12 protein-coding genes are annotated in these 12392 nt (G+C 53.9%); all 12 read left to right on the top strand.

Annotated elements, in window-relative coordinates; all coding sequences use genetic code 11:
* Positions 1–127: 127 nt before the first annotated feature.
* The 12 genes from yqfC (at position 128) to glyS (ending at position 12391) form a co-directional block, all read left to right on the top strand.
* The gene (gene yqfC / locus C173_RS09640) at positions 128–421 is read left to right on the top strand and encodes a sporulation protein YqfC (protein ID WP_036690297.1); all 294 of its coding nucleotides are present in this window, start codon (positions 128–130) and stop codon (positions 419–421) included.
* The gene (gene yqfD / locus C173_RS09635) at positions 418–1599 is read left to right on the top strand and encodes a sporulation protein YqfD (protein ID WP_036724344.1); all 1182 of its coding nucleotides are present in this window, start codon (positions 418–420) and stop codon (positions 1597–1599) included. Before yqfC ends, yqfD begins: the two co-directional genes overlap by 4 nt.
* Positions 1600–1614: 15 nt before the next feature.
* Positions 1615–2586: a PhoH family protein gene (locus C173_RS09630; RefSeq protein ID WP_036690294.1), complete on the top strand. Its 972-nt coding sequence runs from the start codon at positions 1615–1617 to the stop codon at positions 2584–2586.
* Positions 2587–2603: 17 nt separating this feature from the next.
* Positions 2604–4883 (top strand): HD family phosphohydrolase, encoded by a 2280-nt coding sequence (locus tag C173_RS09625; RefSeq protein WP_036724341.1) that lies wholly within the window; start codon positions 2604–2606, stop codon positions 4881–4883.
* The gene (gene ybeY, locus C173_RS09620; RefSeq protein WP_036724340.1) at positions 4855–5355 is read left to right on the top strand and encodes an rRNA maturation RNase YbeY; all 501 of its coding nucleotides are present in this window, start codon (positions 4855–4857) and stop codon (positions 5353–5355) included. The genes C173_RS09625 and ybeY overlap by 29 nt, the downstream gene beginning before the upstream one ends.
* Positions 5355–5750, top strand: coding sequence for a diacylglycerol kinase family protein (locus C173_RS09615; RefSeq protein WP_036724339.1), 396 nt, complete (start codon positions 5355–5357; stop codon positions 5748–5750). The genes ybeY and C173_RS09615 overlap by 1 nt, the downstream gene beginning before the upstream one ends.
* A 246-nt stretch (positions 5751–5996) precedes the next feature.
* Positions 5997–6416: a cytidine deaminase gene (locus C173_RS09610; RefSeq protein WP_036724338.1), complete on the top strand. Its 420-nt coding sequence runs from the start codon at positions 5997–5999 to the stop codon at positions 6414–6416.
* Between the two features lie 630 nt (positions 6417–7046).
* Complete coding sequence (gene era, locus C173_RS09605) at positions 7047–7937, top strand: GTPase Era (protein ID WP_036724337.1); 891 nt, start codon at positions 7047–7049, stop codon at positions 7935–7937.
* Between the two features lie 110 nt (positions 7938–8047).
* Positions 8048–8191: a YqzL family protein gene (locus tag C173_RS33610; RefSeq protein WP_076075837.1), complete on the top strand. Its 144-nt coding sequence runs from the start codon at positions 8048–8050 to the stop codon at positions 8189–8191.
* A 36-nt stretch (positions 8192–8227) separates the two neighbouring features.
* Entirely contained in the window at positions 8228–8983 is a 756-nt protein-coding gene (gene recO / locus C173_RS09600) for a DNA repair protein RecO (protein WP_036724335.1), read from the top strand.
* A gap of 446 nt (positions 8984–9429) precedes the next feature.
* The gene (glyQ, locus tag C173_RS09595) at positions 9430–10317 is read left to right on the top strand and encodes a glycine--tRNA ligase subunit alpha (RefSeq protein WP_036724333.1); all 888 of its coding nucleotides are present in this window, start codon (positions 9430–9432) and stop codon (positions 10315–10317) included.
* Positions 10310–12391, top strand: a complete 2082-nt coding sequence (gene glyS, locus C173_RS09590) for a glycine--tRNA ligase subunit beta (protein WP_036724331.1) — start codon at positions 10310–10312, stop codon at positions 12389–12391. Before glyQ ends, glyS begins: the two co-directional genes overlap by 8 nt.
* Position 12392 lies beyond the last annotated feature (1 nt).

Here is a 12392-nt window from a genome sequence, read left to right as displayed (position 1 = left end):
ATTCCTTAACCGGAAGGGATTCAGGCTTTTTTGCTGTTTTCCCTGGGAGAAGGGTGTGAGTTCTTCTCATAAACAGCCGCCCCGCCGCATAAGGTGTACAGAAGGCAGGAAGGGGGAGCGTCTACTTATGACCCGTATCGGCCGCAGGCTGCGGGGATGGACAAACGGGGTACTGGATCTTCCGCAGGATGTGCTGCAGGAGATGCCCCGGATCACCCTGATCGGCAATAAGGAGCTGTATATTGAGAACCACCGCGGCGTGCTGCACTTCTCTTCGGAGCAGCTCAGACTGGCATTAACCCAAGGGGTGCTGGAGATTTCCGGTGAAGGACTGGTCATCCGCAATATTCTGGGCCAGGAGCTTGCCGTCATTGGAGTAATCGGTGAAATCAGATATAAGGAAAGTGGGGAGAATCCATGAAAGAACCGCCTCTGTCATCACTGCGGGGGTTCGTTACACTGCATGTGAGCGGACCGCAGGTGGAGAAATTCATTAATGCTGTAACTGGAGCGGGCATCATCATCTGGGATGTGAGGCCTGCCGGGGACGGCGCTTCTTTGAATCTGCTGCTGGATGACTTTTTCCGGCTTCGCCCGCTCCTCAAAAAGACAGGCTGCCGTATGCATGTTACAGCCAGGCACGGACTTCCGTTTCGCCTCGCGCGCTTGTGGAGACGGAAGTTTTTTGCCGCAGGTATGCTGATCTTCGGTGTAGGCCTGCTGCTGCTCTCCTCGATGATCTGGAGCGTCAAGGTTGAAGGGAATACCCGCATTCCGACCGAGGACATCCTGGAAGCCGCACGCAAGGAGGGCGTCTATCCGTTTCAGTGGATCTGGCGCATGCAGGAATCGGACGAGCTGTCCCGTGAGCTGACCACCCTGGTTCCGGGCTTAACTTGGGCCGGGTTCCACCGGAACGGGACGAGCATTACCATACAGGTCGTCGAAGCTGACCGCCCGGATAACAAACCGCTGCTCAGCCAGCGCCATCTCATCAGCCGGACCGATGCCGTCGTGACTGAGATCTATGCGGAGCAGGGCAGACCGGTGGTCAGCCGGAATTCGCGGGTTAAAAAAGGGGACATCCTCATCTCCGGTGCGCTGGGTGACGAGGAGAATACAGAGTTCGTTGTCGCCAAAGGCATGGTTAAAGGCCTTGTATGGCATGAATATAATCTGGAGGTACCGCTCAAAAGAACGGGCAGTGCATATACAGGAGAACGCAAGGACCGCACCTATCTCGTTCTTGGCAAATGGGCGATTCAGCTGTGGGGCTACGGGGACTCCGGGTTTGCGAAGTCACGTACTCTTTCAGAGCCCGATATGCTGTCGTGGCGTTCTTTTCAGCTGCCGCTGGGCCTGATGACCGAGAAGGAGCTGGAGATTAAATATACGACTGAAGCGCTTACTTCGGAAGCCGCGCGTGCAGAAGGGCTGACGCGGGCCAAGAGCGATATTTTCGCGCGTTACGGCGCTGATAGCGTCATCAAAAGTCAAAAAATTTTGCATGAGAAGAAAGAGAATGGTAAAGTTTATATGAAAGTGCTGTTTGAGGTGGAAGAGAGAATCGCGGAAGAGCTTCCGATAGTAAACAATTGAGGAGAATGAGGCTACTTGTCAGAACAGACTGCAAGCATTCAAATATCTTTGCACAATGCGGGAGAAGCGCAATCCCTGTTCGGCCCGCAGGATGGATTCCTGAAAATCATCGAGAAAGAAATTCCGGCAGTTATTAATTCACGCGAGGCCGAAATTACGATTCGCGGTACGGAGCGGGAAGTGGACATGCTGGGCCAGCTCTTCAACGTGCTGCTGTCACTCGTACGCGGGGGTTATATATTGAGCGAACGCGATGTGCAGTACGCCGTGGAGCTGGCGAAGGATTTCCGTGCCGACCAGCTGCTGGACCTGTTCAAGGGCGAGATCACGACAACATTCCGCGGCAAGCCGATCCGTGTCAAAACGATTGGCCAGAAGCATTATGTGAGCACCATCAAAAAGCGCGATATCGTCTTCGGCATCGGCCCGGCGGGCACAGGTAAGACCTATCTGGCTGTGGTCCTCGCGGTGACGGCGCTGAAGGAAGGCTCGGTCAAACGGATCGTGCTTACGCGTCCGGCTGTAGAGGCCGGGGAGAACCTGGGCTTCCTCCCGGGAGATTTGCAGGAGAAGGTAGATCCGTATCTGCGGCCGCTATACGACGCCTTGTACGACGTTATGGGGCCTGATCAGGTGGCGAAGGCGCTGGAGCGCGGGCTGATCGAGATTGCACCGCTTGCCTATATGCGCGGACGTACGCTGGAGGATGCTTTTATCATCCTCGATGAAGCGCAGAATACCACACCCGAACAAATGAAAATGTTCCTCACCCGTCTGGGCTTCGGCTCCAAGATGGTCATCACGGGCGATGTGACCCAGATCGATTTGCCGCGCGGCAAGAAGTCAGGGCTGATCGAAGCCAAAACGATTCTTTCCGGTATCGAGGAGCTTGGCTTTGTCTACTTCGCTGAGCAGGACGTTGTCCGTCATTCCCTTGTGCAGAAAATTATCGTTGCCTATGACCGCTCTGCCGAAAACCTCCAATAAAAAAGGGGATTGTCTTCATGGCCTCAAAGCAACCATCGAAATTAAGCGGATTTGTATATAGCAGCAGCGGATGGAAGTATAGCGCGGTGTCGCGCTATGCTCTTTTCCTGTTACTCGCCGTTGTTTTCTACCTCAGCCTGTCCTCTGATCTGCTGCCCAAAAGGTATGATATCAAAGAGGGAACCCGCAGTGCCAAGGAGATTACAGCACCCAAGCAAATCCTGGACACCAACGCCAAGCTCAAGGCCCAGGAAGAAGCAGCTGAGAATGTAACTAACCGCTATGCCATTATCCCAATGCGGACTGAGAATCTCGTAACCATGCTTCTCGATAGAATAGACCGGTTGAATCAGGATGATACGATCTCACAAAGCGAAAAGACGGAGATCTACCGTGAAGTTATTCCAGAGCGTGCAAATGATTTTATTCTTAATTTTGTGGCTGCCAGCCAGAAGGCCGGGACCTACTCCGAGCACCTGCTGAATGAAATGCAGTCCGTCATCAAGGATCAGGCCTACGTCATTCCGGAAGAGACCTATATCAAGATCCCGCGCCTGACTCAGCAGGATATCATCGAAATGAAGCCGGTGGCCCGTGACATAGTCATCAAGCTGATGAATGACCAGATTACCGATGCCCAGACCGCGCGCGCCAAGGTGGCCGAGCAGGTCAGCGTCAGTTCGCTGGGGCAGCGCACCGCCCGCGAGGTGGTGCAGGAGCTGGTGCGGCTGGTGATCACCGCCAACAAATTCTATGACGAGGATGCGACCAAGGAAGCGAAGGTGCAGGCCCGTCAGAATACGCCGGATGTGTTCATCGAGCAGGGGGATGTGCTGGTCGCCAAGAATCAGGAGATTACCCCTGAGCTGTACAAGCTGCTGGATGAGAACGGGCTGCTCAGCAAAGAGATTAATTACTGGCCGCAACTCGGCCTGCTGCTGCTCTCTGCGCTGCTGTCCTTTGGCCTCATGACCTTCATCCGCTACAATGGCGGAGCCTCAGGCTTCAAATACAATAACTCCCAGCTGCTTATGCTGGTACTGGTCTTTATTATTACGATTGTTATGATGAAGCTTACGGCCTTCCTGCAGACCGATGTGCGGACATATATCGGCTATCTGGCACCTGTGGCTCTCGGCGCGATGCTGATTTCCATGCTGCTGGACATGACTTTAGCTTATTTCTGCTCCATTCTGTTCAGCATTCTGGCCAGTATCCTGCTGAATGTTCAGCAGAATACTATCTTTGATTTCACCTTCGGCTTCTTCGCCCTGATCGTAAGTTATGTTGCCATCTTCTCAACCCACCGTGCCGGACAGCGCTCCACGCTGCTGAAGGGCGGGATTATGGTATCCCTGCTCGGCTGCCTGACCGTAGCCATATTGACCATGCTGAGCGGCGGCGTCTGGAACGAGACGAATACGTTATATGCCTTGGGCTTCTCCTTTGCCGGGGGGCTGCTTACCGCAGTGCTGGTCATCGGCCTGATGCCGTTCTTCGAGGTAACGTTCGGCATTCTGTCGGCACTGAAGCTCGTAGAGCTGTCTAACCCGAACCATCCGCTGCTGCGCAAGCTGCTTACAGAGACGCCAGGAACCTATCACCACAGCGTGATGGTAGGCAATCTGTCCGAGGCTGCGGCCGAAGCGATTGGTGCGGACGGCTTGCTGTGCCGGGTAGGGTCGTATTATCATGACATCGGCAAGACGAAGCGCCCGTTCTATTTCATAGAGAACCAGAACAATATGGAGAATCCGCATGATACGATTGAGCCGAAGCTGAGCAAGTCGATCATTGTGGCCCACGCCCGGGACGGAGTGGAGATGCAGAAGGAATACAAGCTGCCGAAGCCGATCCGCGATATTGCCGAGCAGCATCATGGCACGACGTTCCTGCATTATTTTTATCATAAGGCATTGAAGCTTGCAGAAGATAAGGGTGTAGAGCCGGACTTCACGGAGGAGGATTTCCGTTATCCCGGCCCGAAGGCACAGTCGAAGGAATCCGCAGTCGTCGGGATCGCCGACAGTGTGGAGGCTGCAGTCCGTTCGCTCCGCAAGCCAACCGTGGTGCAGGTGGAGACCATGATTGAGAAAATTATCAAAAGCCGGCTGGATGACCATCAGTTCGATGAGTGCGATCTGACCATCAAGGAGCTGGATATTATTTCGCGGACACTGAAAGAGACGGTAATGGGCATATTCCATTCCCGGATTGAATATCCCGAGGATGTGCGCAAGCCCAAAAAAGAGGAAGGGGCCATCAAAAATGAGTCTGAGCGTCGTTTGGAACAATGAACAGGATGAACATGAAATTAACGGCGATCTGATCGAGCTGCTGGAGCGGCTTCTGCAGACAGCAGGGCAAGCGGAAGGGATTGACACCGGGGAAGTGGATCTGACCTTCGTCAATAACGAACGCATTCACGAGCTCAATCTCGAGTACCGCGGCATTGACCGTCCGACCGATGTGCTCTCCTTCGCGATGAATGAGGCCGGAGAAGATGAGCTGGAGATCCGGTACGACCTGGCAGATGAGGACGAAGAGCTGGAGGAAGTACCGAATGTGCTTGGGGATATTATCATCTCGGTTACCCGGGCGCAGGAGCAGGCTGAGGAATACGGCCATTCGCTGGAGCGGGAGCTGGGCTTCCTGTTCGTCCACGGGTTCCTGCATTTGCTGGGCTATGATCATCAGGAGCCGGAGGCTGAGGCCGAAATGATGTCCAAGCAGGAGAAGGCTCTGGCTCAGGTCGGGTTGACACGCTAATGGTCAAGAATACGGCGGTGGGCCACAAAAAATTCTGGCATTCCTTTCGCTTCGCCGCACACGGCATTGCGGCAGCATTCCGGTCGGAGCTGAACATGAAGGTGCATAGCGGTCTTGCGGTTATCGTAGTGATTGCCGCCGCTGTATTCAGGCTTCCTCTGTCAAGCTGGATGCTGCTGCTGCTGGCCATTACGCTGGTGCTGACAGCCGAGCTGCTGAACACGGCGATTGAAGCGACGATTGATCTGGTTTCGCCTGAGGTTCACCCCTTGGCCAAGAAGGCCAAAGATACCGCCGCAGGCGCCGTGCTGCTTACGGCGGTGTTTGCCGTGATTGCCGGAATCTATGTTTTTTATCATCCCGTGATGGACTGGATCACAGGTATTATGTCATAATCAGTTTACAACTTCAGCTGGTGGAAGAGGCGGACCCGCTTTGCGTGCTCCGTCATCTTTAATTAGGATAATTTTTTCGGGCCATGCTCCCAAAACTAAGGTTATGCTTACGAAGCGAGTTTTATTTCGAAGAAGATTCGATGAAGAGAGTGCTCATTAAAACTAGGCTTATGCTTACGAAGCGAGTTTTATTTCGATGGAGATTCAATGTAGTGGATGCTCAATAAAACTTTCAGGAGGACAATTATGGATTCTGCGCTACTTCTTCAGGAAGCGATCAAGGCAAGAGCCAATGCATATATACCTTATTCCCGCTTCGGGGTAGGGGCAGCCCTTCTGGATCAGGACGGCAAGGTCCACCATGGCTGCAACATCGAGAATGCCGCTTACGGTCCCACCAACTGCGGCGAGCGGACGGCCATGTTCCGCGCCATTGCGGACGGCCATAAGCCCGGTACCTTCAAAGCTATCGCAGTCGTGGCGGACACAGACGGCCCCGTATCGCCTTGCGGCGTCTGCCGCCAGGTGATGGTCGAGCTATGCGGCCCCGATATGCCAGTCATTCTCGGCAACCTGAAGGGCGATATTATGGAGACTACGGTCCGTGACCTGCTCCCCGGCGCCTTCGGTCCTGCGGATCTTACGCAGGGGCAGGCTCCGGAGTAAACGGCAAGCTTGTAAAGACGGTTGCTGTACGGTAGCAGGATCGAAAATGCATACCGTATGAGCCGGCTTTAAGTGTATATGGTACAACTATATTTCCGTGAGGATAGGTGAAATAAGGTTTAAGTGTAAAATGTACAACTAAATTCACGGTATATTGCCAAAAGTGACTTTGCTGAGGAAAATAGATGTACAAATTACATCTAAACTGCAAAAACCTCTGATTTTGAGCAGAATAAGTGTACAAAATACAACTAAGCTTTTTGGTGAGGGTTCGGGGTTCAAGTAACCTTTTGCGCCGCAGTCAAGCGTGTTCCCGCAGGGAACGAAAAGCGCTCGTGCTCCACAGCTCCCTGTCCCGCGCCGCATGCTGGTCACCGCCAATCAACCGCGCCGCAGTCAAGCGTGTTCCCGCAGGGAACGAACAGCGCTCATACTTCCAAAGTCTCTTACCGCGCCAAGTGCTGCGCCCACGCCAGTTCCGGGTGTCCAGAGGGCCGGGGCCCTTGGGGTCCCCTTTGGCGAAGGGGGATTTAGGGGGATCGAAACGCTTTTAAGGGTGAACGCTTTTAAGGGTGAACGCTTTTGACCGAAACGCTTTTGACCAAGTTGTAAGATAAATAGGAGGATCATATGAAATTCAAATCAGGGTTTGTCGCCATTATCGGCAGACCAAACGTAGGCAAATCAACACTCATGAACCAGGTAATCGGCCAGAAGATTGCCATTATGTCGGACAAGCCGCAGACCACCCGCAACAAAATTCACGGAGTATACACGGCAAATAACTCACAGATCGTATTCCTGGACACACCGGGTATCCATAAAAGACAATCCAAGCTGGGTGATTACATGAATCAGACGGCGATGAGCACTCTGCATGAAGTGGAAGCGGTATTGTTCCTCGTGGATGCCTCTGAGGGTATGGGCGGCGGCGACCGTTTTATCGCGGAACAGCTTGGCAGCATTAAGACCCCGGTCATTCTGGTCATGAACAAGATTGACAAGATTGAGCCGGAAGCGCTGCTGCCGATGATTACGGAATACAACAAGCTGCATGAGTTCGCCGAAATCGTACCAATTTCTGCCAAGATGGGCAATAACGTCAACACGCTGCTGGAGCAGGTGCAGAAATACCTGCCGGAAGGCCCGCAGTATTACCCGGACGACCAGATTACCGATCACCCCGAGCAGTTCGTCTGCGCGGAGCTGATCCGCGAGAAGATTCTGCATCTGACCCGTGAAGAGGTGCCGCATTCCATCGCAGTGGCGATTGAGGATATGAGCGTGGAACCGAATGGGGTTGTGCATATTTCGGCGGTTATCTTTGTTGAGCGCGATTCCCAGAAGGGGATCATTATCGGTAAGCAGGGAGCGCTGCTGAAGGAAGTCGGACGCCGGGCGCGGACGGATATTGAGAACCTGCTGGGCTCGAAGATTTTCCTGGAATTATGGGTGAAGGTGAAAAAAGACTGGCGTAACCAGGACCGCGTCCTGCGGGATTTGGGCTTCCATAAAGAATGATCACCTCTCACGCCGCCTCAACATGGCAGGAATTGCACGGATAGATCCTGGGGCATCGCACATCCTACATCTGAAGAGACATCGTGTTTCCGAAGAAAGGATGAATACGAATGCGGAATTTTTCGTGGAAGTATTTTGCAATGACTGGAGATCTCGATGCGTATTTGCTGTACAGGGAAGCTGGGGATTCGCCCGAGGGCAGCGGACCGCTGCCGGCGGAGGAAGAGATGGCCATCGATGAAGAAGCACAATAAGGACTGGTTGCTTGCCGAGTGGTTGGGGGAAGAGGCATGCTATACAGGGTGGAAGGGATCGTCATCCGCAGCATGGACTACGGTGAAGGGAACGCCATTATTACGCTTTGCACCGAGAACGCGGGTAAAGTAGGGGTTCTGGTGCGGGGCGCCAAGAAGGTCAAAAGCCGTCATGCTGCCCTGATCCAGCTGTTCACAACAGGTGAGTTCGTGTTCTTCCGTAACAACGGCGGACTGGGAACACTCAATGCCGGGGAGATCACGAAGTCCCATCATCCGCTGCGCGAGGATCTGGTCAAGGCGGCGTATGCATCCTATGCCTGCGAGCTGCTGGACCGGGTGCTGCATGATGAAGAGACAGGCAGCTTCTGGTACCGCCAGCTGACCGCCTGCCTGAATGCACTGGAGGAAGACAAAGAGCCCGGCATTATCAATAATGTATTTGAAATGAAGGTGCTGCAAGCTGCCGGTTATGGGCCTCAGCTCGATGCCTGTATCGTCTGCGGCAAGGACAAGCCGGATGAGGAGCTTAGAATCAGTCCCCGTCTGGGGGGAGTTCTCTGCCGCAGTTGCCGGCATAACGATCCTCCGGCCATGGAGATTTCCCCGCGTGCCTTGAAGCTGCTGCGGATCTTCGCGGCGCTGGATCTGACCAGGCTGGGAAATGTGGATGTGAAGCCGGAGACCCGTGCGGAGCTGAAGACCGTTATGCGGGGATTCATGGATATGCAGCTGGGACTCAGACTGAAGACCCAGAGCTTCCTGGACCAGCTTGATAAATACAATATTTGACGAATCACGAATTATCCGTTACTATAAGTTCAGTTTCTTTTATAAGATTGCCGTGTTTGCTCCAGAACTGGAGAGAGTGCGTGGATCGGGAAAGTAGTGGGCGGTATTGTCGCAGCAGCGAGCCGGGGGTAGTGGAAGCCTGGCGGGACGACGTTCATGAACAGGGCACCCGGGAGTACGGAAGCGGCAGCATGAAAAGTGGATTTCGTGATTTTTGCGTAATCAAGTAGGGTGGAACCGCGGGAGAACATATTTGAGCTCTCGTCCCTATGTCTGTTCATCAGGCATGGGGGCGGGAGCTTTTTGGCTTGTGGCTGTGCGGGAGATCATCTTCCATCACAGACCGCAGGTACATAGAAGCGGGTGCCGCCTCCATCGCGCAGCAGCAAGAGCCAGTCATACGCAAGAGGCAGTACCACACTTGTAAAGCGAAGGAGCCGGTAGTTATGAACTTTCAGCAGATGATTCTGACCCTGCAGCAATTCTGGGCCGCCCAGAACTGTATTCTCGTCCAACCGTATGATACGGAAAAAGGGGCGGGCACGATGAACCCTATGACTTTTTTGCGTTCCTTGGGTCCGGAGCCGTGGAAGGTTGCTTATGTGGAGCCTTCACGCCGTCCGTCCGACGGCCGTTACGGGGAGAACCCGAACCGCCTGTATCAGCATCACCAGTTCCAGGTTATCATCAAGCCGTCCCCGGACAATATTCAGGAGCTGTACCTGGATAGCCTGAAGGCACTGGGCGTAGATCCCCTGCTGCATGATGTGCGGTTTGTCGAAGACAACTGGGAGAATCCGTCTCTGGGCTGTGCGGGTCTCGGCTGGGAAGTGTGGCTGGACGGTATGGAAATTACCCAGTTCACGTACTTCCAGCAGGTTGGCGGAATTGAAGCAAGTCCGGTAGCGGTGGAGATCACTTACGGGATGGAGCGTCTGGCCTCCTATATTCAGGATAAGGAAAATGTATTTGACCTGGAATGGGTAGACGGTATGACGTACGGAGATGTATTCCATCAGCCGGAGGTTGAGCATTCCACCTACACCTTTGAAGTCTCGGACGTCAAAATGCTGTTCACCCTGTTCAACACCTACGAAGAGGAAGCCCGCAGAGCGATGGAGAACCATTTAGTGTTCCCGGCGTATGATTACGTGCTGAAATGCTCGCATACCTTCAACCTGCTGGATGCGCGCGGCGCAATCAGCGTAACGGAACGCACTGGCTTCATTACGAGAGTACGCAATTTGGCCCGCACCGTAGCGGCGACATATCTGGAGGAACGCGAGAAGCTGGGCTTCCCGCTGCTGAAGAAAGAAGGTGCTGACCATGTCTAAGGATATTCTGTTCGAGATCGGTCTGGAGGAAATCCCTGCACGCTTTATCCGCGCGGCGATGGAGCAACTGAAGGACAGAACGGCGAAATGGCTGGAGGCCTCACGGATCAGTCATCAGGGCGTCAGTGCATATGCAACACCGCGCCGCCTTGCCGTACTGGTGAAGGATGCCGCAGATCGCCAAGAGGATGTAAGCGAAGAGGTCAAAGGCCCGTCACGCAAAATCGCACTGGATGCAAGCGGCGAATGGAGCAAGGCTGCATTAGGCTTTGCCCGCAGTCAGGGCGCCTCGCCGGAGCAGTTCACGTTCAAGGAACTGGCAGGCGTGGAATACATCTATGTGACCAAGAACAGCACCGGCATCGAGACAGCCTCCTTGCTCTCCGAAGGCCTGGCTGGCATTGTCAACAGCATGACCTTCCCGAAAAATATGCGCTGGGGCGCTTATGATTTCAAGTTCGTCCGTCCGATCCGCTGGATGGTCGCACTCTTCGGCCAGGAGATTATTGATCTGGAGATCACCGGTGTCAAAGCAGGCAATGTGAGTCGCGGCCATCGCTTCCTCGGTGAAGAAGCTGTGATCGCAGAGCCTGCTGCATACGTTGAAGCACTGCGCAGCCAGCATGTGATGGTGGATGTGAAGGAGCGCGAAGAGCTGATTCTAAGCGGTATTCATAAGCTTGCGGAAGAGAAGAGCTGGAAGATTGCGATCAAGGAGGATCTGCTGGAAGAGGTCCTGTTCCTGGTAGAGACGCCGACTGTGCTGTTCGGCACCTTTGATCCGGCCTTCCTGAATATTCCGCAGGAGGTGCTGATCACCTCAATGCGTGAGCATCAGCGTTACTTCCCGGTGTTTGGTGAAGACGGCAAGCTGTTGCCGTTCTTCGTAACGGTACGTAACGGGAATGCGGTATCGCTGGATGTCATCGCCAAGGGGAACGAGAAGGTGCTGCGCGCCCGCTTGTCGGATGCCAAATTCTTTTATGAAGAAGACCAGAAGCTGCAGATTAACGATGCTCTGGCCAAGCTGGAGAATATCGTCTACCATGAAGAGCTGGGCAGTGTAGGTGACAAAGTGCGCCGCATCCGTGCCATCGCTGACCGCTTGGCGGTGAAGCTTGAGCTGTCTTCAGAGGCTGCTGCGGAAGTGAGCCGTACAGCGGATATTTGCAAATTCGATCTGGTTACCCAAATGGTGGGTGAATTCCCTGAGCTGCAGGGTACGATGGGTGAGGATTATGCCCGCAAGGCCGGGGAAGCAGAACAGGTGTCCAAAGCGGTCTTCGAGCATTATCAGCCGCGCTTCGCCGGAGATGCTGTTCCTTCTACACAGGCAGGTCTTGTAGTCAGCCTTGCTGATAAAATCGATACGATTGTCGGCTGCTTCTCGATCGGAATTATTCCAACCGGCTCCCAGGACCCTTATGCCCTGCGCCGTCAGGCGGCAGGAATTGTCCAGATCGTACTGGAGCATCAGCTGAGCCTAAGCCTGCAGGAAATTTTTGCAGCGGCACTGGAAGTTCATGAAAGTTTCCGTACAGAGAAACATTTCACCCCTGAACTGCGTATAACTCTGTACGAGTTCTTCGGTCTGCGCGTCAAACGCCTGTTAGCCGACAACAATGTACGTTATGATGTTGTAGATGCAGCGCTTGCGGCTGGATTCGATGATATCGTTGATGTAGTAAGCAGAAGTCTGGCTTTGATGAATGCCGTAACCGATCAGGCTGATTTCAAAATTACTGTGGATTCCCTGACCCGTGTCAGCAATCTGGCCGCCAAAGCTCCGGAGGATGCAGTTATCGACCCGGCCCTGCTTAAGGAAGAAGCGGAACAGAAGCTGTACGCGACTTGGCAGAGTATTCATGAGCCTTACCGCGCAGCCCTTGCTTCCAGACATGCCGCTGAGGCCCTGCAGATTCTGTCGGGACTTGAAGCATCCGTTACCGGATTCTTCGATTCGGTTATGGTTATGGCCGAAGACGAAGCCGTCCGCTCGAACCGTCTGGCGCTGCTGGCCGGCATTCATACCGACTCCAAGTTGTTTGCTGATTTCGGCAAGCTGGTGTGGTAAT

It is taken from the genome of Paenibacillus sp. FSL R7-277 (assembly GCF_000517965.1).
GTDB lineage: Bacteria > Bacillota > Bacilli > Paenibacillales > Paenibacillaceae > Paenibacillus_AQ > Paenibacillus_AQ silagei.
This window is presented reverse-complemented; position numbering and strand designations above follow the sequence as displayed.

Excerpts from the sequence above, each read along its gene's own strand:
- yqfC (WP_036690297.1), top strand. The coding sequence starts at position 128 with ATGACCCGTATCGGCCGCAGGCTGCGGGGATGGACAAACGGGGTACTG.
- yqfD (WP_036724344.1), top strand. The coding sequence starts at position 418 with ATGAAAGAACCGCCTCTGTCATCACTGCGGGGGTTCGTTACACTGCAT.
- C173_RS09625 (WP_036724341.1), top strand. The coding sequence starts at position 2,604 with ATGGCCTCAAAGCAACCATCGAAATTAAGCGGATTTGTATATAGCAGC.
- ybeY (WP_036724340.1), top strand. The coding sequence starts at position 4,855 with ATGAGTCTGAGCGTCGTTTGGAACAATGAACAGGATGAACATGAAATT.
- C173_RS09615 (WP_036724339.1), top strand. The coding sequence starts at position 5,355 with ATGGTCAAGAATACGGCGGTGGGCCACAAAAAATTCTGGCATTCCTTT.
- C173_RS09610 (WP_036724338.1), top strand. The coding sequence starts at position 5,997 with ATGGATTCTGCGCTACTTCTTCAGGAAGCGATCAAGGCAAGAGCCAAT.
- era (WP_036724337.1), top strand. The coding sequence starts at position 7,047 with ATGAAATTCAAATCAGGGTTTGTCGCCATTATCGGCAGACCAAACGTA.
- C173_RS33610 (WP_076075837.1), top strand. The coding sequence starts at position 8,048 with ATGCGGAATTTTTCGTGGAAGTATTTTGCAATGACTGGAGATCTCGAT.
- recO (WP_036724335.1), top strand. The coding sequence starts at position 8,228 with ATGCTATACAGGGTGGAAGGGATCGTCATCCGCAGCATGGACTACGGT.
- glyQ (WP_036724333.1), top strand. The coding sequence starts at position 9,430 with ATGAACTTTCAGCAGATGATTCTGACCCTGCAGCAATTCTGGGCCGCC.
- glyS (WP_036724331.1), top strand. The coding sequence starts at position 10,310 with ATGTCTAAGGATATTCTGTTCGAGATCGGTCTGGAGGAAATCCCTGCA.